General features: G+C 69.8%; 21 protein-coding genes. 10 read left to right on the forward strand and 11 right to left on the reverse strand.

All coding sequences use genetic code 11. From position 1 onward, the window contains the following. Positions 1-6: 6 nt before the first annotated feature. The gene (locus NAM01S_RS03725) at positions 7-1038 is read right to left on the reverse strand and encodes an iron-containing redox enzyme family protein (protein WP_067779245.1); all 1032 of its coding nucleotides are present in this window, start codon (positions 1036-1038) and stop codon (positions 7-9) included. A 94-nt stretch (positions 1039-1132) separates the two neighbouring features. Then, positions 1133-2134 carry a glycosyltransferase gene (locus tag NAM01S_RS03730; protein WP_067779248.1) on the reverse strand — a complete coding sequence of 334 codons (1002 nt, stop codon included), beginning with the start codon at positions 2132-2134 and terminating at the stop codon, positions 1133-1135. A 300-nt stretch (positions 2135-2434) separates the two neighbouring features. Between NAM01S_RS03730 and NAM01S_RS03735 the strand changes: the two genes are divergently transcribed. Continuing rightward, the gene (locus NAM01S_RS03735) at positions 2435-3418 is read left to right on the forward strand and encodes a TIGR03557 family F420-dependent LLM class oxidoreductase (protein WP_067779251.1); all 984 of its coding nucleotides are present in this window, start codon (positions 2435-2437) and stop codon (positions 3416-3418) included. A gap of 4 nt (positions 3419-3422) precedes the next feature. Here the strand turns inward: NAM01S_RS03735 and NAM01S_RS03740 are convergent, their stop codons facing one another. Together NAM01S_RS03740 and NAM01S_RS03745 are read right to left on the reverse strand one after the other, a co-directional pair. Further along, positions 3423-4871, reverse strand: a complete 1449-nt coding sequence (locus NAM01S_RS03740) for a hypothetical protein (protein WP_067779255.1) — start codon at positions 4869-4871, stop codon at positions 3423-3425. 265 nt (positions 4872-5136) lie between these two features. Further along, complete coding sequence (locus NAM01S_RS03745; protein WP_067779258.1) at positions 5137-6132, reverse strand: aldo/keto reductase; 996 nt, start codon at positions 6130-6132, stop codon at positions 5137-5139. 61 nt (positions 6133-6193) lie between these two features. Between NAM01S_RS03745 and NAM01S_RS03750 the strand changes: the two genes are divergently transcribed. Together NAM01S_RS03750 and NAM01S_RS03755 are read left to right on the forward strand one after the other, a co-directional pair. Then, positions 6194-7066: a LysR family transcriptional regulator gene (locus NAM01S_RS03750; RefSeq protein WP_067779261.1), complete on the forward strand. Its 873-nt coding sequence runs from the start codon at positions 6194-6196 to the stop codon at positions 7064-7066. A 108-nt stretch (positions 7067-7174) separates the two neighbouring features. Then, positions 7175-8242, forward strand: coding sequence for an alpha/beta hydrolase (locus NAM01S_RS03755; protein WP_067779264.1), 1068 nt, complete (start codon positions 7175-7177; stop codon positions 8240-8242). 42 nt (positions 8243-8284) lie between these two features. Here NAM01S_RS03755 and NAM01S_RS03760 read toward each other — a convergent pair whose 3' ends face one another. Next, positions 8285-8731, reverse strand: coding sequence for a DUF4254 domain-containing protein (locus NAM01S_RS03760; RefSeq protein WP_253798164.1), 447 nt, complete (start codon positions 8729-8731; stop codon positions 8285-8287). 233 nt (positions 8732-8964) lie between these two features. On the opposite strand from NAM01S_RS03760, the gene NAM01S_RS03765 reads away from it, so the two are divergent. Together NAM01S_RS03765 and NAM01S_RS03770 are read left to right on the forward strand one after the other, a co-directional pair. Continuing rightward, positions 8965-9774, forward strand: coding sequence for a VOC family protein (locus tag NAM01S_RS03765; protein ID WP_067779267.1), 810 nt, complete (start codon positions 8965-8967; stop codon positions 9772-9774). Between the two features lie 134 nt (positions 9775-9908). Continuing rightward, positions 9909-10379 carry a transcriptional regulator gene (locus NAM01S_RS03770; RefSeq protein ID WP_253798166.1) on the forward strand — a complete coding sequence of 157 codons (471 nt, stop codon included), beginning with the start codon at positions 9909-9911 and terminating at the stop codon, positions 10377-10379. A gap of 370 nt (positions 10380-10749) precedes the next feature. Here NAM01S_RS03770 and NAM01S_RS03775 read toward each other — a convergent pair whose 3' ends face one another. Next, positions 10750-11013 (reverse strand): cold shock domain-containing protein, encoded by a 264-nt coding sequence (locus NAM01S_RS03775; protein ID WP_067779444.1) that lies wholly within the window; start codon positions 11011-11013, stop codon positions 10750-10752. A gap of 150 nt (positions 11014-11163) precedes the next feature. Here NAM01S_RS03775 and NAM01S_RS03780 point away from each other — a divergent pair, with 150 nt between their 5' ends. Beyond that, positions 11164-11646, forward strand: a complete 483-nt coding sequence (locus NAM01S_RS03780; protein WP_067779270.1) for a CinA family protein — start codon at positions 11164-11166, stop codon at positions 11644-11646. A gap of 9 nt (positions 11647-11655) precedes the next feature. On the opposite strand, the gene NAM01S_RS03785 is transcribed toward NAM01S_RS03780, so the two are convergent. Then, positions 11656-12063, reverse strand: a complete 408-nt coding sequence (locus NAM01S_RS03785) for a RidA family protein (RefSeq protein WP_067779273.1) — start codon at positions 12061-12063, stop codon at positions 11656-11658. Positions 12064-12139: 76 nt separating this feature from the next. Between NAM01S_RS03785 and NAM01S_RS03790 the strand changes: the two genes are divergently transcribed. Beyond that, positions 12140-12745 carry a TetR/AcrR family transcriptional regulator gene (locus NAM01S_RS03790; protein WP_067779276.1) on the forward strand — a complete coding sequence of 202 codons (606 nt, stop codon included), beginning with the start codon at positions 12140-12142 and terminating at the stop codon, positions 12743-12745. A gap of 1 nt (position 12746) precedes the next feature. On the opposite strand, the gene NAM01S_RS03795 is transcribed toward NAM01S_RS03790, so the two are convergent. Continuing rightward, complete coding sequence (locus NAM01S_RS03795) at positions 12747-13238, reverse strand: VOC family protein (RefSeq protein WP_067779280.1); 492 nt, start codon at positions 13236-13238, stop codon at positions 12747-12749. 271 nt (positions 13239-13509) lie between these two features. Here NAM01S_RS03795 and NAM01S_RS03800 point away from each other — a divergent pair, with 271 nt between their 5' ends. Genes NAM01S_RS03800 through NAM01S_RS03810 form a run of 3 tightly spaced genes read left to right on the forward strand, consistent with a single transcriptional unit; the run spans position 13510 to position 14781 of the window. Further along, positions 13510-14196 (forward strand): SDR family oxidoreductase, encoded by a 687-nt coding sequence (locus NAM01S_RS03800; RefSeq protein WP_067779282.1) that lies wholly within the window; start codon positions 13510-13512, stop codon positions 14194-14196. Between the two features lie 51 nt (positions 14197-14247). Next, the gene (locus NAM01S_RS03805) at positions 14248-14445 is read left to right on the forward strand and encodes a hypothetical protein (RefSeq protein ID WP_067779284.1); all 198 of its coding nucleotides are present in this window, start codon (positions 14248-14250) and stop codon (positions 14443-14445) included. 15 nt (positions 14446-14460) lie between these two features. Beyond that, positions 14461-14781, forward strand: a complete 321-nt coding sequence (locus NAM01S_RS03810) for a helix-turn-helix transcriptional regulator (protein WP_067779286.1) — start codon at positions 14461-14463, stop codon at positions 14779-14781. Positions 14782-14998: 217 nt separating this feature from the next. Here the strand turns inward: NAM01S_RS03810 and NAM01S_RS03815 are convergent, their stop codons facing one another. The 3 genes from NAM01S_RS03815 to NAM01S_RS03825 form a co-directional block, all read right to left on the reverse strand. After that, on the reverse strand, positions 14999-15400 hold the full coding sequence (locus NAM01S_RS03815; protein WP_067779294.1) for an STAS domain-containing protein: 402 nt from the start codon (positions 15398-15400) through the stop codon (positions 14999-15001). 302 nt (positions 15401-15702) lie between these two features. Continuing rightward, complete coding sequence (locus NAM01S_RS03820) at positions 15703-17184, reverse strand: long-chain-fatty-acid--CoA ligase (protein WP_067779297.1); 1482 nt, start codon at positions 17182-17184, stop codon at positions 15703-15705. Positions 17185-17265: 81 nt separating this feature from the next. Further along, positions 17266-18549, reverse strand: a complete 1284-nt coding sequence (locus NAM01S_RS03825) for a PucR family transcriptional regulator (RefSeq protein ID WP_067779304.1) — start codon at positions 18547-18549, stop codon at positions 17266-17268. Between the last annotated feature and the right edge of the window lie 45 nt (positions 18550-18594).

An 18594-nucleotide genomic window follows, 5' to 3' on the forward strand; every position in this document is an offset into this window, starting at 1 on the left:
GCCGAACTAATCGTGCGGTCCCACCGAAGCAGGCGCACCGTCGCGCAGCGAACCGCGTCCCGCCTCCCAGCAGCCCAGCACATGCTCGGCGAACCGGTCCTCCAGCAGGTTCGTCGCCTGGATGCCGAACACCACCGATTCGGTCAACGCGGGCTCCTTGGCGAGCAGGTCACCGATCACGTCGCGGCGCATGACCTGTTCGTGCACCGCGTCGGCCTCGATGTGCTCGCGGTAGAACAGCGTGCAGGCGGGGTCGGCGTCGAGGCGGCGCAGCGCCTCGACCATCCGCCGCGCCCCCGGCGGCGAGCTGATCTCCACGGTCGCGAAATGCCCGACGAGCGCCCCGCGCAGCTCACGGTGCAGTCCGAACAGCGAGATCGTGTCCATCAGCGCGAACATCGGCGCCGGGATCACGTCCTGATAGTGCAGGTAGTCCGGATTCAGGCCCGCCGCGGCCATCAGCTCCGCGTACAGCTCGGCGTGTACTCGCTCGCCGCGCCCGCCGCCGAACTCGTCGAACTCGACCGCGACCAGCGACGCCTTCGCCTGCCCGCGCAGCCGCGGAATCACCCAGGCGTACGGATCGGCCTCTTTGTGGTGGTAGAGCGAGCGATGCACCAGGTACTCGCGCATCTGCCACCACTCGCCGCGATCAAGCAGGAACTGGCTCGGCCCGCTCGCCTCGACCGGCGTGACGAGCAGCTGTTCGAGTTCGCCTTCCAGATCGGTCCCGCCGGGGACGGCGTCGCGCAGCCCGCGCAGCAGCCGCTGTTCCATCTCGGCGCGCAGCCCGAGCAGGCCGGGATCCCACTCCCAGCCCGGATCGACCTCCGCGAACCCGTAGTAGTGCAGCTCGTAGCAGGTGTGCAGGGCGACGAGCAGATCCTCGTCGAACGGGTCCTCGTCGAACGGGTCCGTCGCCCCGATCCGCGGTACGGACCGCCCCGGCGTGCCGCCCAGCAGTTCGACCACCGCCGCGGACAGCTCGCCGCGCGGCTCGGGCATGGGGTGGGCTTTCGGGACCATGGTCGCTGTCATGCTGGTCGCTTACCCCGCTCGCGCCGGGTTATCGCCCGGCTTCCCAGCGAGCCGTCACCGGCGCTCGGGTCGCCCCCCCAGACGACCGCGGTTCTCACGAGACGGACCGCAGCCGCTCGGCGACGACCTCCCTGATCGCCGCCGCCGCGCGCAGCCCGGCGCCACGGGTCTGCCACGCGCGCCAGCGGTCGGTATCCAGCTCGCGGGCCCGCGCGAGCAAACCGGGCCAGTCCTCGAGATCGGGCCAGCGGTCCACCGTCAGCGCGATGCCCGCCGACGCGAGCGTGCGCGCGGTGGCCAGTTGTTCATCGAACGGGCGCGGTGCGGGCACCACCACGGCGGGTTTGCCCGCGGCGGCGACATCGGCGATCGCGCCCTGCCCGGCGTGCGTCACGATCACGTCGGCCCGGCACAGCTCCGGCCACGGGTCGTCCACCCAATCGCCCAATCCGATGGTGCGCCAGTGATATTGGTGGTGCCGCAGGGCGCAGGCGCGCACCATCCCCGCGGTGAACGCCGCACCGCAGGCGCCGCCGACGACCAGCACCGTCGGTCGTTCGTCGCGCGCCGCGAACAACGGGGGGCGGCCGTCGAAGCGGGTGATGCCGCCGACATAGCGGGTCTTGTCCGCGTACGGGCGCAGCCACGCCGGATCGTAGAGCTCGCGCGGCCACGCCGCGATCAGGCGTTCGGCGACGCGGTGCACCAACTGGTGGGCGGGATCGGTGCGGGCGCCGGGCAGCGCCATGCAGACGACGGGCACCCCGTGCAGGCGAGCCAGCAGCGCCACCTCCACCGACACGTCCACCACCAGGGCGTCCGGCCGTGTCGCCGCGAGCCACGCCGCGACCGCCGACATCCGCTCGGCCAGCCCGCGATCGTGCCGTGGCGCCCAGTGCAGGACTCCCGAGGCGGTGGGATCGCGGACCGTCGCGGCGGGATTGCCGGCGGGCAGGTGCACGACGTCGTCGAAGATGTCGTCGTCGGAGAGGGTCAGCGAGGTCAGCGCGGTGACCGGCTGCGCGAGGCAGGCGCTGATGCGGCGAGCGCGGACGAGATGTCCCGAGCCGTGATGGTGGATGTAGTAACCGATCACGCGGGCCCCCGGTATGTCCGGGATCCCGGCGCCGGCAGAGGCCGACGGCGGCGCGGATTCGTCGCGACGAACCGCACCAGGTCCGGGCCTCCCGGCCCCGGTGTCCACTGCGCGAGACCGTACATCGGACCTCCCGGCGGATCTGCGGTGACGTGCGACGATGCGGATCTACCCGGCCGTGTGCCCGGCAAACCTTGTCGCGTTCGACCGGCAGGTGAGCTCGCGCTCTCGTTTCCCGCAGGCGAGCTTGGGTAGCCGACCGGTGATCGAACGGCGACACCACCAGCCGAGGAGGTAGCGATGCAGATCGGGTACAAGCTGGCGGCAGAGGGTTTCGGTCCCGCCGAACTGATCCGCCAGGCGGTGCAGGCCGAGCGCGCGGGTTTCGACTTCGTCGAGATCAGCGACCACTTCCATCCCTGGCTGGACAATCAGGGTCACTCGCCGTTCGCCTGGACCGTGCTCGGCGCCATCGCGGCGCGTACCGAGCGCATCGACATGGCCACCGGCGTCACCTGTCCGATCCTGCGCTACCATCCCGCGATCGTCGCCCAGGCCGCCGCCACCATGGCGCTGGTCTCCGACGGACGCTTCACGCTCGGCGTCGGGTCGGGTGAACGGCTCAACGAGCACATCGTCGGGCTCGAATTCCCCGACTCGGTGCGGGTGCGCCATGAGATGCTGCGCGAAGCGCTCGAGATCATCCGGTTGCTCTGGCGCGGCGGCTACCAGTCGTATTCGGGCAAGTACCTGCATCTTTCGGACGCCAGGATCTTCGACCTGCCCGAGCGGCTTCCGGTCATCGCGGTCGCGGCGGGCGGGCCCGAATCGGCCGAGCTCGCCGCCGAACTCGGTGACGGCCTCTTCGCCACCGAGGCCGACCCCTCGATCGTCCGGAAGTACCTGGAGCACGGTGGCAATGGACCTCGCTACGCCGAGGTCCCGGTGGCCTGGGCGCCCGACGAACACACCGGTGCGCGGGCGGCGCTGGAGACGACCCGCTGGGCGCTCACCGGCTGGAAGGTCATGAGCGAGCTACCCAACCCGGTCAACTTCGCCGCCGCCAGCGCCACGGTCCGCGAGGAGGACATCCGCGACCACTTCACCTGCGGCTCCGACCCGGAACGCTACGTGGCGACCGCCCGCGCCTATACCGACGCGGGGTTCGACCACCTCGTGCTGCAGAACGCCGGACCGGACCCGGACGGCTTCCTCGAGTTCTATCGCGACGAACTCGATCGGCGGCTGCGCGAATCGCTCACCCCGGCCGCGAGCCCGAGCTGACCGTTCAGCGCTTGCCGGTGCGGGCCCGCCTGCGCGCCTCCTGCATCTCGGCGAGCTCCTGTTCGAGCGCCTCGGCGATGCGGAACTGTCCGGTGTCGTAGATGCCCGACGAGCGAACCACCTCGTGGTAGGCAGTGTCCGGATCCGGCGGCGCCGCCTTGCGGGAGTCCTTCGCGATGCGCGAGTCCCGCGAGTCCTTCGCGTTGCGGGAGTCCTTGGTGCTCATCTTGATCGGCGTGGTCTCGGCGGCCGGACGCGACGCGGCGGGCTTGTCGATCTCGATCGGCTTGGTCGGCGGAGGGGGCGTCTGCCGGACGACCACCTTGGCGGCCACCGGCTCCGGCGTGCGCGCGGGGGCTGGCTCGACGACCGGCTTGTCCACCTTGGCTGCCACCGTTGGCCTTTCGGCCTGCCTCGGCTCGGCCTTCGCGGGCGCCATGCCGTTGCTGCCGTTCGCGGCGGGCTGCCCGGATTCGGCGGGCGCGCGACGCTTCTCGACCCGTTCGGTCGGCGCGTCCTCGGCCGCGGTCTCTTCCGTGACGGTCTCGTCGACCTCGGGCTCCGCGTACTGTTCCTCGACGACCTCCGGCTCGGCTCGCGGCGCGGGCGCGGGCCGCTCGGCCGCGACGGTGACGACTTCGCGCCGGACCAACGCGGGCAAGCTGGCCCGAATCTGCTCGGCCGGGTCGGGCAGATCGCGCACCTGCTCGGTGGCCCGGTGAATGGCCAAGCCGTAGCGGGCGCTCGCGGCATCGTGAATCAGCAGGGCCACACCGATCATCACGGGCGCGATGGCGTGCACGGCCACCTCGTACCATTGGCCGGAGCGCAGGTACGGGTAGGTGTTGAGGCCGACGGTCAGTGACAGCAGCGCCATTTCGGCGGCGGCGACCTGGCGGCGGTTGTCGACGACGCCCCACTCGGCCACCTTGTTGGTGCCGATCATGATGATGATCAGACAGACGCTGATCATCCCTTCCAGCAGATAGCTGAACCAATAGAGCGGATCGCTCGGACCGCCGGGGGCGATGTTGTGCTGCACGTTGACCGCTGACCACAGCATGCCCGCGCCGACCACACCGGCCAGCGCGCGTAGCGACCAGGCGCGGTGCCGGTACAGCGAGGCGAGCTTGGCGTGCGGACTGGATTCGCGCCGCTGCGCGGCGATCGCCTTGCGGGCGAGCAACAAATCTCGCATATCGGCCTTTGCGATTTCCTCCGCCGTGTGCCTCGCGCGGTCGGAGGCGACCGCGGCGGCCTGCACCTCTTTCCAACGCTGTCCACGGTCCTGTTCGCGAATTCGCTCGGCGAGTTCGCGTTCGGCGTGTAGTTCGTCCTCGGACAGCGCCTCGGTGAGAGCCGGGTCGAACTGCCAGGCCAGCCGTCCGCGGGCCTTTTCGACCCGCCGCGCCAGCTGCGTGACCTCGTCCTCGATGGGGTGCTCTATGGTCAAATCGACCTCCGACCGTGGAGATCCGATGGCAGGCAAGTGATCACGAGTGTGAACAGCACCCCACATTCATAGTCGATGCATCGTTGCGAGCAAAACTATAGATTTGCCGCGTCGCGGATTCGGGCGGCGCGCCGTGCGCGACACACTGTATAGCGGACGCCTCGACCGATCGCGCGGATTCGCCGACTCCGGTTCCGAGAGAGGGGTTGTCGGAAGGCGTCGGCCCGCCCGGATCGGGCCGACGCGCACCGGCTTCCTGGCCGATTCAGCTCTCCAGCAAGGTCGCCCCCGCCGCTTCCGCACCGTCGAGCACCTGCTCGATGCGGCGCAGAGTGTCGGCGTGCAGGCCGATATTCGCCGCGAACAGGTTGTCCTCGATGTGCGCTGGGGTGCGGCTGCCCGGAATCGGCACCACGTGCGGATCCTGGTGCAGCAGCCAGGCGAGCGCCAATTGGCTTCGGCTGATGCCGAGTTCGGTCGCGATTCCCTGCAGCGCGGCGTAGGAATCGTTGTTCGCGGCGAGATTGGCGGCGTCGAAACGGGGCAGATTGGCGCGGAAATCGTCGGCGCCGACACGATCGACCGTTCCGGTGAGGAAACCCGCGCCGAGCGGACTCCACGCGACGACGCCAGCACCCAATTCGCGAGCGGCCGCGATCAATTCGGCATCGATCGGCCGCCACATCGACCATTCCGCCTGCACCACCTGGACCGGGTGCGCAGCGTGCGCGCGCCGCAACTGCTCGGCGGTGACGTTGGACAGGCCGAGGTAGCGCACCAGGCCGTCGGCCACCAGTTCGCCCACCGCGCCCGCGGTCTCCTCGATCGGCACCTCGGGATCCGGGAAATGCGGGTAGTACAGATCGATCACGTCGGTACCGAGGTTGCGCAGGCTCTGCTCGGCGTATCCGCGCACGTAACGCGGCTCGGCGTTGACGGCGAGCTCGCCGAACGCGAAGCCGACCGGGAACGTGTGCGCCGCGGCGCCTTCCGGAACGCGGAAGCCGAATTTGGTGGCGATGGTGAGCTCGTCGCGGCGACCGCGGATCGCGCGCCCGATCAGTCGTTCGTTGTGGCCGTCGACGCCGTAGCCGTCGCTGGTGTCGATGAGCGTGGCGCCGTGGTCGATCGCGTGGCGCAGCGCGGCGAGGGCGCGGTCGTCGTCGATATCGCCGTACATGCCGGGCGAAAGCACCATCGCGCCGAAACCGACTGCGGAAACCGGGATTTCGCCGAGGTGGCGCACGGGGATCTTGGTCATGGCACCACTCTCCCCCATCATGTCCCCTGCCGTCCAAGTCGTGTTGGTATAACCAAACGTTATGGACGTCGACCTGCGGGATCTGCGCTACCTGATCGCGGTGGCGGAGGAGGCCAACTTCACCAGGGCAGCGGCGCGGGTCTTCGTCTCGCAACCCGCGCTGTCCAAACAGATCCGAGCGCTGGAGCGCCGCCTCGGCTTCGAGCTCTTCGAACGCACGTCGCGCGGCGTCACGCTCACCGCGCAGGGCGCCGAGTTGCTGCCGACCGCGCGGGAGATGGTGGAGCGCTGGGATCGCGCCTATCCGCGCGCCCAGGCGATCGGCCGCGCGCAGACCCTGGTGGTCGGCATGCAGACCGCGGTGGGGCGCGATCTGCAGCGGCGAGCCATCTCCCGGTTCCGCGCGGCGGCGCCGGACTGGACCGTCTCGCTGCGCCTGGTCGGCTGGTCGGATCCGACGGCGGGGCTCGCCGATGCGTCCAGCGATGTCGGCGTCGTCTGGTTGCCGATCCCGCTCGACGGGCTGCGCACCCGGGTGCTTCGTCGCGAATCGCGCGGCGTGATGCTTCCCGAAGGACACCGGCTCGCCGACCACGCGACCGTCGCGTTCACCGATCTGCTCGACGAACCGTTCGTCGCACTGCCGCGCGCCGCCGGGCCGCTGCGCGATCACTGGCTGGCGATCGACGCGCGCGACGGTCACCCGGTCCGGATCGGCGCCGAGGCCACCGGGGCGGACGAGACGTTCGAGGCGATCGCCTCCGGACTCGGCGTCGCCTTGGTCGCGGCGGGCAACGCCGACCTCTATCGGCGGCCCGGCTTGGTGTTTCGCCCGGTCGACGGACTGGAGCCCGCCGAGCTGGCCGTCGCATGGCGCGGCGACGACAGCCGGTCGGCCACCGCGCTGTTCGTGGATTGCCTGACCGAACCCTGACTCGCGAGACGTGCGGAACGGCCGCGTCGCGATAGCCGAGCGATTGCCGACCCAGTACGGTGTGCCTGGCAGTGTGCGACGGACCCGAACGAGTCACGGAGGTACACCATGGAGCGGCCAGCGCTCGGCAGGCCCGCGATCGTGCTGGCGACGGCCGCCGCGGCGATACTCACCACGCTCGTCCCCGGCGCGGCGCGCGCCGAGACCAGCGATCCGATCATGACGAGCGGCGCCCTGCTCGCCCGGCCCGTGGCGCCGGATGGTTCGCGCATCGTCGATTTCACCATCGAGGACGACCGCAACCTGACGCTGAGCGTCTACTCGGCGGCGATGGGCCGTCCGATCACCATCACCGTGCAGCGCCCCGCGGACACCTCGGCGCCGCGGCCGACGCTGTACTTGCTCTCCGGCGCCGACGGCGGCGAGGGCACCGCCAACTGGGATCACCGCACCCCCGAGGCGCTGCGGTTCCTGGGCACCAAGGACCTCAACGTGGTCCAGCCCATCGGCGGCGCGTGGAGTTACTACACCGATTGGCGGGCGCCGGACCCGGTGCTCGGTGTGCACAAGTGGAAGACCTTCTTCACCGAGGAGCTGCCACCGGTGATCGACGGCGCTCTGGGCACCAACGGCCTCAATGCCATTGCGGGACTGTCGACTTCGGGCACCTCCGTGTTGCAATTGCCGATCGCCGCGCCCGGACTGTTCCGCGCGGCGGCGGCCTACAGCGGGTGCGCGCAGATCAGCGATCCGATCGGGTATTCCTTCGTCAACCTGTCCGTGGGGGTGTGGGGTGGCGGCAACACCGACAACATGTACGGCCCGCAGGACGATCCGATGTGGGCGGCCAACGACCCGTACGTGAACGCCGAAGGGCTGCGCGGGGTGGAGCTTTTCATTTCCAGCGGCACCGGGCTGCCGGGCCGCTACGACATGCTCAACGGCCCGTACACGCTGCCCGGCCTGGACGGGCTTGCGAGCCAAGTGCTCACCGGCGGGGTGATCGAGGCGGGCGTCAACTACTGCAGCCACAATCTGCAGGCCAAGCTGAACTCGCTCGGCATACCGGCGACCTACGACTTCCCGCCGACCGGAACCCATTCCTGGGGTTACTGGCTCGACGCGCTGAAGGCCTCCTGGCCGGTGCTCGCGCGCGGCCTTGAACTGCCCGAGTGAACGCGCGGGCCGTCGATTCGGTTGGCGGCCCGCCTCTTTCGGTCAGTTCGCCGCGGCGCCAGGCAGCCGCCGGGCGCCGCTGCCCACCTCGGTGATCAGATCGTCGTAGGCCCAACCCAATTCGTTCAGCCGCTGCTGCACGTCGGTGAGCTGCGCCTCGGCGCCGCGGGCCAGCGCGAGATAGGCGAGCACGGCCAGTTGCGCGAGCCGATCCACGACGGCGCCGACGCTCTCGGTGTGCATAGGCGCCTCCGGAATCGGTGGCGGCGTGAGCAATCCGACCCACCGATCGATCTCGCACACCAGACGCGCACGCTGCCAATCGATCTCGCCCGTGGCGTCCGCCTCGACCAGCTCGCGCCGCTCGTGCAGCCTGGACAACTGGTGCGCCGCGCCCAACAGCGGGTCGGAGTCGTCCACCACGCCGCAGACCGCGCGCAGCACCAACTCCCGTGACGGCAGCGCGGAACCGCCGCGCGCGCTCGTCACCACCCGTACCACCGCCCCGCCGACCGACCCCGTTGTCCCGACTCCACCTGTTCTCCGCACGTCCGCGTCCACTCCGACGCACGCCCCGCGCCCGCGGGGCGACCATTCCCGACAGTTCCCCCTGGCATTCGTGCCAGCCACCGCGGCGGATAGGTCTACCGTGGTTGATCGACGGTTGCCAAGGCAGTGCTGAACATCCACTCGTGATCTTCGATCAGGTAGGAGGAACGGATATGCCTACTCGGGACACCGCTTGGCCGCAGGGCACGCCGTGCTGGGTCGATTGTCAGGTCGACGACCCCGGCCGGGCCAGGGAGTTCTACTCGGCGCTGTTCGGCTGGGAGATCGACGACTCCCCGCCGGAAGCGGGCGGCTATCTGATGGCGTCGCGCAAGGGATCGGCCGCGGCGGGTATCGGACCCAAGCCGGATAACATGGCGATGCCCTCGGTGTGGACGACCTACTTCGCCGCCGACAGCGCGGACGAGGTGGCGCAGAAGGTGACCGCGGCGGGCGGCACCGTCATGATGCCGCCGTTCGACGTGCTCGAGTTCGGTCGCATGTTCGTCGCCACCGATCCGACCGGGGCCGCCTTCGGTGTGTGGGAGTCGAAGGCCCACACCGGCGCCCGTATCTACAACGAGCACGGCGCGTACTGCTGGAACGAGCTGCACACCCCCGGCTACCGGGAGGCGCAGCGGTTCTACGCGTCGGTGTTCGGCTACGACTACCAGGAGATCGGCGACGGCCAGAACTTCGACTACGCGACCTTCACCCTCCCCTCGGGCGGCGACGCCGTCGGCGGCATCAACGACGACACGAAAGGCAGGCAGGTCGAGGCGCCACCGCACTGGCTGGCCTGGTTCCAGGTGGACGACGCCGACGCGTCGCTGGCCAAGGCGGCCGAACTCGGCGCAACCGTGCTGGCCGGTCCGGACGACAGTCCGTTCGGCAGGATGGGCGTGCTGCAGGGGCAGCAGGGCGAGGTGTTCGCCGTCATCGACCCGACCCGCGCCGTCGGCGAGCCGCCCTCGCCGAGCTGAGCGCAAGCTCCGAAGCCAGATCAGGACGGGGCCGACGGCACGGCGTGTCGGCCCCGGGCACCTGCCTTCGCTGCGTACCATCCCGAGCGCCACAGCCACCACCAGGAGGAACACGTCACCGGAGGTATCCAGAGTTGGTTGGCCGCATCGAGATCAGCGACCGGGCTCGCGTCTCCGCCAGTGAGGCATCGGAGTTCACCGAGCGGTTGAACCGGCTGTTCGACAGCGCCCGCCCGCCGGGATGCCCTCGGCGCTACAGCAACGCCGAGGTGGCCCGTGCGCTCACCGCGGCGGGTCATCCCATCTCGCCCCGGTATGTCGCCCGCTTGCGCAGCGGCTCGCGCACCCCGCCGACGGTCCGCACGGTGCGCGCGCTGGCCGACTTCTTCGACACCTGCCCGGTCGGCCTGCTGGCGAAACCGTCCGGCGCCGATCACTCCGGCGACCGCGTGCTGGTCGAACAGTTGCTCGACGGGAAGCTGCGCAGGCTGGCCCGTGCGGCGTGCGATCTGTCGGCGGAGTCCCAGGATCTGCTGATCGCCATGGCGATCGGCTTCCGGCGCGCCGAAGACCTACCGGACACTCCGCCGGACTGCGCGCACTGACAACGCCCCTCGCGCGCGATTCGTTTGCCGCGCAGCGGGTATGACCTCTTTGTCGGCAACTGGCCACGGATGAGGGCCCGGTCAGCGGCCGGACAAGTCGACAGGAGCAGGCTGTCCACCACCGGCATCGTCAACGGCGACGACGGACCTCAACGGCGAGGACCACGTCCGGCGGACCGGCCCGCCCCTGACGCGAAGCGATCGACCATATCCGCCGAGGTGCCGCCGGGCCGGCCATGCCGCCCCGCATTCCTTGCCGCCGTGCGCAGTCTCGCCGCAGTGCGCAGTCTTGCCGTCGTGCACAGCGCAGCCGCAGTGCACACGGTCGCGGGCGGGTCGACGGCAACCGTCGACCCGCCCGCGATCGTGTTCAGGCCGCCACTCGCCCCTTGCGGACGCCCTCGGCCAGCACACGCACGACAACGGCCTCGGGCCGTTCCCGCGATCGGATGAACGCGACCGGCTGCCCCTCGACGAGGGTGCGATAGCCGACCATCTCGATACTCGAATAGTCCACGTACACCAATGCGCGTGGATCCGACGCGGGTTCGATGAAACCGAACCCTTTCGGCGCGTCGAACCACGCCACCCTCCCGCGCGACCAGCTCGCTGTTCCCGACCGTGCAGGCGTCATGGGCATCACCTCCGGGTCCGAGCCGCCCCCTACGAGCAGCCGGTGCACGGCGATTTCCCGATTCGCCGCGATCGAAACAGCGGCAGGATCGATGGCCGAGGCGAAGTCGCGCCGGTAACGTCGACACGGACCCGAGAGGAGGGAGTACCGGTGACGCAAGCAGACGTACGGGCCACCGAGCTCGCCGAATTGGCGCTCGATCGTGACCTCACCATCGCGGTCGCGGAATCGCTGACCTGCGGTCGGCTGGCTTCCTCGCTCGGGGCCGCGCCGGACTCGGCCACCTGGTTCCGCGGCGGTGTGGTGGCCTATCGCCCGGAGATCAAACGCAAAGTGCTCGACGTTCCCGACGTGCCGGTGGTTTCCGAGACGGCCGCGCGGGCGATGGCGACCGGCGTCCGCGCGCTCATGGACGCCTTCGCGGGCGTCGCGGTCACCGGAGTCGGCGGCCCCGATCCGCAGGACGGCGAACCGGCGGGCTCGGTCTGGTTCGCCGTCGCCACCGCCGACGAGGTACGGGCCGAGCACCGTCGGTTCGACGGCGGTCCCGATCGGGTCCTCGACCAGACCATCGAGCACGCGCTTGCCATGCTCCTGGACGCCGTGAAGTCCGCTCACGGACACGGTCTTTGAGCCGGGGCCTCAGTCCAGGACGGCGGTCGCCTCGACCTCGACCATCAGGTCGGGCTCGCCCAGCGCGACGACACCGAGCAGGGTGATCGGCTTGACCGGATCGACGCCGAGCTTCGCGGCCGCGCGCGCCACGCCCTCGCCGAGCAGCGGGTACTTCTCCTCGTTCCAGTCCACGACGTAGATCGTCAGCTTCGCGACGTCGTCGAACGAGCCGCCGATCTCGGCGAGCGCGGTGGCCACGTTGAGGTAGGCCTGCTCGACCTGCGCGGCGAAATCCCCCTCCCCCACCTTGTTGCCCTCGGCGTCGCGGGCCACCTGCCCGGCGAGGAACACCAGCCTGCTGCCCTGCGCGATCGAGAGCTGGCGGTACACATCGGGTTTGGGCAGTCCCTCGGGGTTGACCAGCGTGACGGCCATGGCCACTCCTCCACGTCTTCGGTTCCGCGCGTGCGGCTGTCAGGCAAACCATAACAATGCTATGTATTGTTGCGCCATGGCCCGCACCAAGAATCCGCACGTGCGGTCGATGCTGCTCGAACGCGCCGCGCTGATGCTGCGCCGACGGGAACCGGTCACCTTGCGGGGGTTGGTGGCGGGCACCAACGTGTCGACCATGGCCGTCTACACCTACTTCGACGGTATGGACGGGCTGTGGCGAGCCCTGCGGCAGGAGGGCTTCACCCGGCTGTCGGCCAGGCTCGCCGAGGTGGCGGCGACCGCCGATCCGGTGCGCGACCTCGCGGCGCTCGGGGCCGCCTACCTTGGCAACGCACTGGAGAATCCGGATCTCTATCGGGTCATGTTCGACGCCGGTTTCGAGCTCGAGGATTCGGCCGCCGCCGACGAGACGCTGCACCGCGTGGTGACCACCGTGCACCGCGCGAAGGACGCGGGCAGATTCCGGTCCGGCCTGGATCCGCTGGAATTGGCCACCCAGAGCTGGACCATCGGGCACGGCCTCGCTTCCCTCGTCGCCACCGGCCCGCTCCCCCGCGAAACCTTGGCGAACGGCATACCGTTGCTGACCGCCCTGTTCGTAGCGGCCGGTGACGAGCGGACCCGCTGCCGCCGATCGGTGCGCGAAGGTTGGCGGCTCTGAGTCAGGTCGCCGAGCGCCGCACCTGATCGAAGAACGCCCGCATGGCCGGGCCGATCTCGGCCAGTTCGATGAACGGCACACCCTCCGAGGCGCCGTCGACGTAGGCGAAACGCATGTCGGCGGCCATGTCCCCGCGCTGCACCACCGTGAGCCCGTCGCGCTCGGCCGCGGCCACGGCGCCGTCGAAGTCGTCCGGTTCGAAGCACACGTGGTGCAGTCCTGGACCCCGGCGGGCGAGGAACTCCGCGTAGATGCTCTCGCCGCGGATCGGCTGAATCAATTCGAGCTGGATGTCGTCGAGATACGACAGCGCGATGTGCGCGGTGAAATCGGCGGGGCGGCCGCGATAGGTGCACGTGCGCGGGCCGAATTCGACGTCGGGGATGCGCGTCCATTTCCGCACGCCGAAATGCGTGACGAAGAAACGTTCCGCCTTCTCGATATCGTCGGTCACCCAGGCGATCTGGGTGATGGGGCCATCAGCGTAGCTCATACCGAATCCCGCGTTCGACCGTCGAGGCTGCTGGGGAACACCTGTCACTCATGAATCGACGTTAAGCGACCCCGCTTAATCTCTCAATTCGAACCGTTTAGATAGGTCCGACCGGCGCTGGGTGTTGGCGTACGCGGCGCGTGGAATAGCGTGCGGACGCGTCGATTGGCCGAGGGGAAAGCGGGTAAGCGCCGCACATGGCACCACCGTGACCATCGCCGCGCGCGGCGAGCGAGTGCGTCCGCGGCCCTGACGCTCGGAAGGGACCCTCGTGAACCAATCGACGAAGAACGACCTCGGCACCGTCCTGATCACCGGCGGCGCGTCCGGACTCGGCGCCGCGACCGTCGACGCCGTGCGCGCGGCGGGCGGTGTCGCCATCGTCGTCGACCGAGACAAACCCGACACCGACGTCCCTTGGGAGTACGCGGATCTGGCGTACTCCCGGGACTCCGAGCGCGCGGTGCGGTCGCTGATCGCCCGCACGGGCGGGCGGCTGGACGCGATGTTCACCGCCGTGGGCGCCGATGCCTGCGGCAAACTGGACGAGGTCGCGCCCGAGGACTGGGAGCGGGTGGTCCGGGCAAACCTGATCGGTACCGCCGCGGTCATCCGCGCCGCGCTGCCCGCGTTGCGTGCCAGTCGCGGCAGCATTGTCACCTGCGCCTCCACCCTCGGCCTCGAGGCGCTGCCCGACGCGACCGCCTACTGCGCCTCGAAATTCGGCATGGTCGGCCTGACCAGGGCACTGGCCGCCGAGACCGCGGGCGAAGTCGGCGTCACCCTGCTGATACCCGGCGGAATGGACACCGCCTTCATCGACGGCAGGCCGCCCGAATACGCACCGCCGCCGGACATCCCGCTCGACAGCCCGGAAGACGTCGCCGCGGCCGCGGTGTTCGCCATGTCGCCTCCGCGCGGCCGCGAGATCAGGGAGATGGCCGTTGCGCGGTCATGACGGGGCACGTCCTGGCCGACCGGCGCCGGTGATCAGGTGAAAGGAGGACCCATGGAACGTGGAAACAGCAAGCACGGCCCCAAGCGCGACGACCAACTCGCGCACGAGCTGGAAGGGGCGTTGAAGGGCAACCGGTCGACGCGCGCCGACGAGTGGCGCGATCCCGAACCGCTCGCCGACGACGACGAAGTCCTGACCGCTCGCCGCGACCTCCCGCGTCCGGCGCCGCCAGACAACCCGCAACCCTGACGGGCGATCGTTCCGGTGCGACCGCGCTTCCGGCACGGCCGCACCAGAACGGGACGTCGCCGAGCCGATCAGCGTCGCCGACATCGCGGCGGCGCCCACGTCACCATCCGAGCCGTCCAGCTCGCGTTCCGCAAACACCTGGACACGACGCCGATGGGCTACCTGCGGAAGGTGCGGCTGGCCGGTGCGCACGAGCAGCTGCTCGCGGCCTCCCCCGACGACGGGCACACCGTCACCGGTGTCGCCGCGGCGTGGGGTTTCGCCCATCCCGGCCGGTTCGCGAGCAGCTATCGCCAGGCCTACGGCGTCGCACCGCAGACGACGTTGCACGACTGATCTAGCGGCCGTCCAGCATCGCGACGATCTCTCGGCAGGCCGCCGCCGCGGGGTCGAGATCGACGTCCAAGACGTGAGGTCGGTCGGCGTAGACGGTGAGCACGGCGGCCGTGCCGTTCGCCGCGCGCAGGCCGCGGCAGTGCAGCGAGCGCAGACCGCGGTCGGGACGCCGTCCGTAAAACGAAGCGACCCTTCGCCGAAAATCAGCGCGCGCGCCTCATCGTCCGAGCGCGTCGTCCAGGCTCGCATAATAACAGAACAGCGCGCGCACGCCCACCACATCGAGGACCCGGTCGACCTCGGCATGTCCCGACACCAGCCGCAGGTCGACGCCGCGTTCGGCGAGCTTCGTCTTGAACTCCCCCAGTGCGATGGCGGCTCGAATCCCGACGAAGCGGGTGGTGCGGAAATCGACGATCACGGCGCGACAGCCGTGCTCGGGTATGGAGTCCAGCGCGGCGCACAGCTCGGGCAGTCCGGCGAGATCCAGTTCGCCGTCCACCGCCATCACCACGCAACTGCCGCGCATGGCTACCGACCGTCCCCCCGGCCGCCGCTTGTCGTACACATAGCGGTGAATTCGCCCGACACCGGACCGCACAACGATTTTCGTCGACATCGCAGAACCTCCCAACGGGATGGTGTCCCACCCGTCGGCCGAACGGCACCGTTGAACGGCGCCACCATGGTCGGTGCGATTCGCCCGAGAACCGCGTGGGACTGTGCTCGTCTGAAGATCTCAGCCTGCGGCCGGTCCTGTCTTTCGGCCCTCGGCGTCGCGGGATCGTCGCCACGATCCGCGGCCCCGGCCGCCATCCAATGTTGTGCTCCAAGCATAGGCCGGTCGCCGATCTACTTCACCCTTTGCGCCAAAGGACCGCTTCTACCTGCGCATGCTCGGGAGTCGAACGGGTATCTGCGTCAGCTGTACCGGAGCACGAGTTCGCGCTTGAGAACCTTGTGGCTCGGACCGAGCGGCAACTGGTCGACGAACTCCACGCGGCGCGGATACTTGTGCTTGGCCAGGCGTGTGCGACCGAACGCGATGACCTGGTCGGCGGTCAGCTCGGCACCGGCGACGACCACCGCGCAGATCTCCTCGCCGTAGGTCTCGTCGGGCAGGCCGATCACCGCGACCGCGTCGATGGCGGGGTGGTACAGCAGCGCCTCTTCCACCTCGCTCGGATACACGTTGAACCCGCCGCGGATGATCATGTCCTTGATCCGGTCGGCGATGGTGACATACCCGTCGGCGTCCTTCACACCGAGATCGCCCGTGCGGAACCAGCCCCGCACGACCGCGGCGGCGGTGGCTCTCGGATTGCCGATGTAGCCCTTGAAGACGTTGTGCCCGCGAATAACGATCTCCCCCAGCTCGCCGGGCGGCAGCAGGACGATCTCGTCCGCGACACCGGGGTCGGCGATCTCCACCTCGACGCCCCACACCGCGTGCCCGACGGTGCCCGCCTTCGGACCGAAGTCCGGCTGGTTCACCGCGGCGGTCGGCGAGGTCTCGGAAAGTCCGTAGCCCTCCAGGATCGGGGTGCCGAACAGGTCGTGGAAGGTCTCCAGCACCGGCTGCGGCAGCGACGCTCCGCCGGAGATGCACAAACGCAGTTGCGGCGCACCGAGTTTCGTCGCCGCGGTGATGAGCCGGACGTACATCGTCGGCACGCCGTGGAAGGTGTTGACACCCTCGGCGTGCATCAGGCGGATGGCCTCGTCGGGGTCGAAGCGCGGCTGCAACACCAGCGTCGCGCCCGCGCGCCAGGTGGAGTTCATGGACACGGTCTGGCCGAAGATGTGGAACAGCGGAAGCGCGCCGAGCGCGACGTCGTCGCTGCGTACGTCGTTGGCGTCGAAGGCGTTCACCGTCGCGTTCATGACCATGTTCAGATGGCTGAGCTCGGCGCCCTTCGGCTTGCCCGTGGTGCCGCTGGTGTAGAAGATCACCGCGGTGTCGCCTGGCGCGCGCGAGACGAACGACCGAATAGGTTCCGCCACAAGGGTGTTCGGGTCGTGACAGCCGATGCCGACCGCGCCCGCCGCGGCACGGCCGACCGCGGCGAACTGCTCGTGACACACTAGCAGCGTCGCCCCGCTGTCGCGCAGGACGTGCTCGGCCTCGTTCGCGGTCAGCAGCAGGTGCACCGGGATCACCGCGGCGCCCGCGGCGAGAATCGCGTAGTAGGCGCGCGGGAACTCGGCGGTGTTGGGGCACATCAGCGCCACGCGGTCGCCGGGGCGCACACCGAGTTCGATCAGCGCGGCGGCCTGTTCGCGGGCCTGCGACCACAACTCGGCGAACGTGATCCGCTGCGCGCCCTCGATCAGCGCGATCCGGTCCGGGCGGCGGCGCGCCTGCTCGGCCAGGATGCTCGCCAACGACAGCGTGGCGTTCATGCCACCTCCAAAACTAACGACGCAAGTTTTCCGCTCACCGTAGAGCAGCCAAACTAGCGGTGCAAGTTTCGGTTTTCTCGTCTACTTCGGCGCGGCGTGCAGTTCGATGGCGACGAGCAATTCGACGAGATCGGTGACGCTGCGGACGTTGCGGCCGGTGAGTTCCTGGATGCGGCGCAGGCGGTACTTGGCCGTGTTGTGGTGGATGCGCAAACCGTCCGCGGCCTCGCGCAGATTCATGTCGGCGCCCGCGAAGGCGCGGATGGTGTCGGCGAGCATCCCGCCGCGCTGCCGGTCCTCGGCCAGCGCGGCGGCGATCCGCGGATCCACCAGCTGGCGAACGGTGTCGTCGGCGCGCAGCATGAGATACCGGAACGGCGAGAGGTGCGGAAGGGCGAGCACCCCACCGTCCTCGGGCAGTAGATCCAACGCCGAACGCGCCTGCTGGTAGGCGCGCGGGAATTGGGCGATCTCGGTGAACACCGTGCTGACGCCGATGCCGAGGGTGATGCCTTCGGCGTGCAGTTTGTCGCGGGTGCGCCGCAGCAGCGCGCACAGTTCGTCGGCCGAGCCGTCGCGACCGAGCGCGGGCAGCGCGACGATCTCCGACCCGCGCACCACCGACAGCGTGCGCAATCCGTTGACACCGGTACGCGCGAGCGCCGCCGACGCGATGTGCCTGGCCTCCGCGTCGGAACTGCCCGGCTCGCCGCGATCCGCCGTCCGCAACACGACCGCCGTCACCGCCACCATGGGTGTCGCCCGCTCGGTGCCGATGCCGTGCGCGTGGGCAGTCGACAGCTGCGGCCCGCGGTCGGGCAGGGCGCCGTCCAGCAGACTCTCCACCAGTTCCCGGCTGTCGCGCCCGGCCTCGGCGGACAGGTACTGCTGGAATTCCAGATACGCGTTGGCCGCCTGGGTGCTGATCAAATCGCAGTAGCGGGTCAGCGGCACGACCATCGACAGCGCCGCGTCGCGCCCGGCCTCCGAGTCGCCCGCGTGGGCGACCAGCGATTTCCAGATCGCCTGCTGCCCGAGCCGGAACGCGGAGATGTAGTCGACCAGCGTCAGCCCGGACTGTGCCCGGCGCGCCGCGGCCCGTCGGGCGTAGGCGATGTCGTCGACGGTGACCCTGCGCTTGTCGAGCAGCGCGCCGAGTCCGGTCCGGCACAGGCGGGTCAGCTGGTCGTGCACGTCGGCGTGGAAGGTCCTGTCCCGCGCCGCGTAGCCGGGGACCTGCGCCAGGATCGCGGACATGCCCGCGTCGGCGATGTCGTGCGCGTGCTCGAAGACGCTGCCGACGATCCGCGTGCGCTCGGCCTGGACCGGCGCCGAGACCCCGATCGAATGTGATCCAGCTGACATAACCCGGCATACTCCACGGCCCTCGTCGCGGGTGTCAACAGGGCC

It is taken from the genome of Nocardia amikacinitolerans NBRC 108937 (genome assembly GCF_001612615.1).
Classification (GTDB): Bacteria; Actinomycetota; Actinomycetes; order Mycobacteriales; family Mycobacteriaceae; genus Nocardia; species Nocardia amikacinitolerans.

What these genes read in the sequence shown, in the direction of transcription:
- NAM01S_RS03725 (WP_067779245.1), bottom strand. Translation starts at nt 1,038, where the DNA reads ATGACAGCGACCATGGTCCCGAAAGCCCACCCCATGCCCGAGCCGCGC.
- NAM01S_RS03735 (WP_067779251.1), top strand. Translation starts at nt 2,435, where the DNA reads ATGCAGATCGGGTACAAGCTGGCGGCAGAGGGTTTCGGTCCCGCCGAA.
- NAM01S_RS03745 (WP_067779258.1), bottom strand. Translation starts at nt 6,132, where the DNA reads ATGACCAAGATCCCCGTGCGCCACCTCGGCGAAATCCCGGTTTCCGCA.
- NAM01S_RS03750 (WP_067779261.1), top strand. Translation starts at nt 6,194, where the DNA reads ATGGACGTCGACCTGCGGGATCTGCGCTACCTGATCGCGGTGGCGGAG.
- NAM01S_RS03755 (WP_067779264.1), top strand. Translation starts at nt 7,175, where the DNA reads ATGGAGCGGCCAGCGCTCGGCAGGCCCGCGATCGTGCTGGCGACGGCC.
- NAM01S_RS03765 (WP_067779267.1), top strand. Translation starts at nt 8,965, where the DNA reads ATGCCTACTCGGGACACCGCTTGGCCGCAGGGCACGCCGTGCTGGGTC.
- NAM01S_RS03775 (WP_067779444.1), bottom strand. Translation starts at nt 11,013, where the DNA reads ATGACGCCTGCACGGTCGGGAACAGCGAGCTGGTCGCGCGGGAGGGTG.
- NAM01S_RS03785 (WP_067779273.1), bottom strand. Translation starts at nt 12,063, where the DNA reads ATGGCCGTCACGCTGGTCAACCCCGAGGGACTGCCCAAACCCGATGTG.
- NAM01S_RS03790 (WP_067779276.1), top strand. Translation starts at nt 12,140, where the DNA reads ATGGCCCGCACCAAGAATCCGCACGTGCGGTCGATGCTGCTCGAACGC.
- NAM01S_RS03795 (WP_067779280.1), bottom strand. Translation starts at nt 13,238, where the DNA reads ATGAGCTACGCTGATGGCCCCATCACCCAGATCGCCTGGGTGACCGAC.
- NAM01S_RS03805 (WP_067779284.1), top strand. Translation starts at nt 14,248, where the DNA reads ATGGAACGTGGAAACAGCAAGCACGGCCCCAAGCGCGACGACCAACTC.
- NAM01S_RS03815 (WP_067779294.1), bottom strand. Translation starts at nt 15,400, where the DNA reads ATGTCGACGAAAATCGTTGTGCGGTCCGGTGTCGGGCGAATTCACCGC.
- NAM01S_RS03820 (WP_067779297.1), bottom strand. Translation starts at nt 17,184, where the DNA reads ATGAACGCCACGCTGTCGTTGGCGAGCATCCTGGCCGAGCAGGCGCGC.
- NAM01S_RS03825 (WP_067779304.1), bottom strand. Translation starts at nt 18,549, where the DNA reads ATGTCAGCTGGATCACATTCGATCGGGGTCTCGGCGCCGGTCCAGGCC.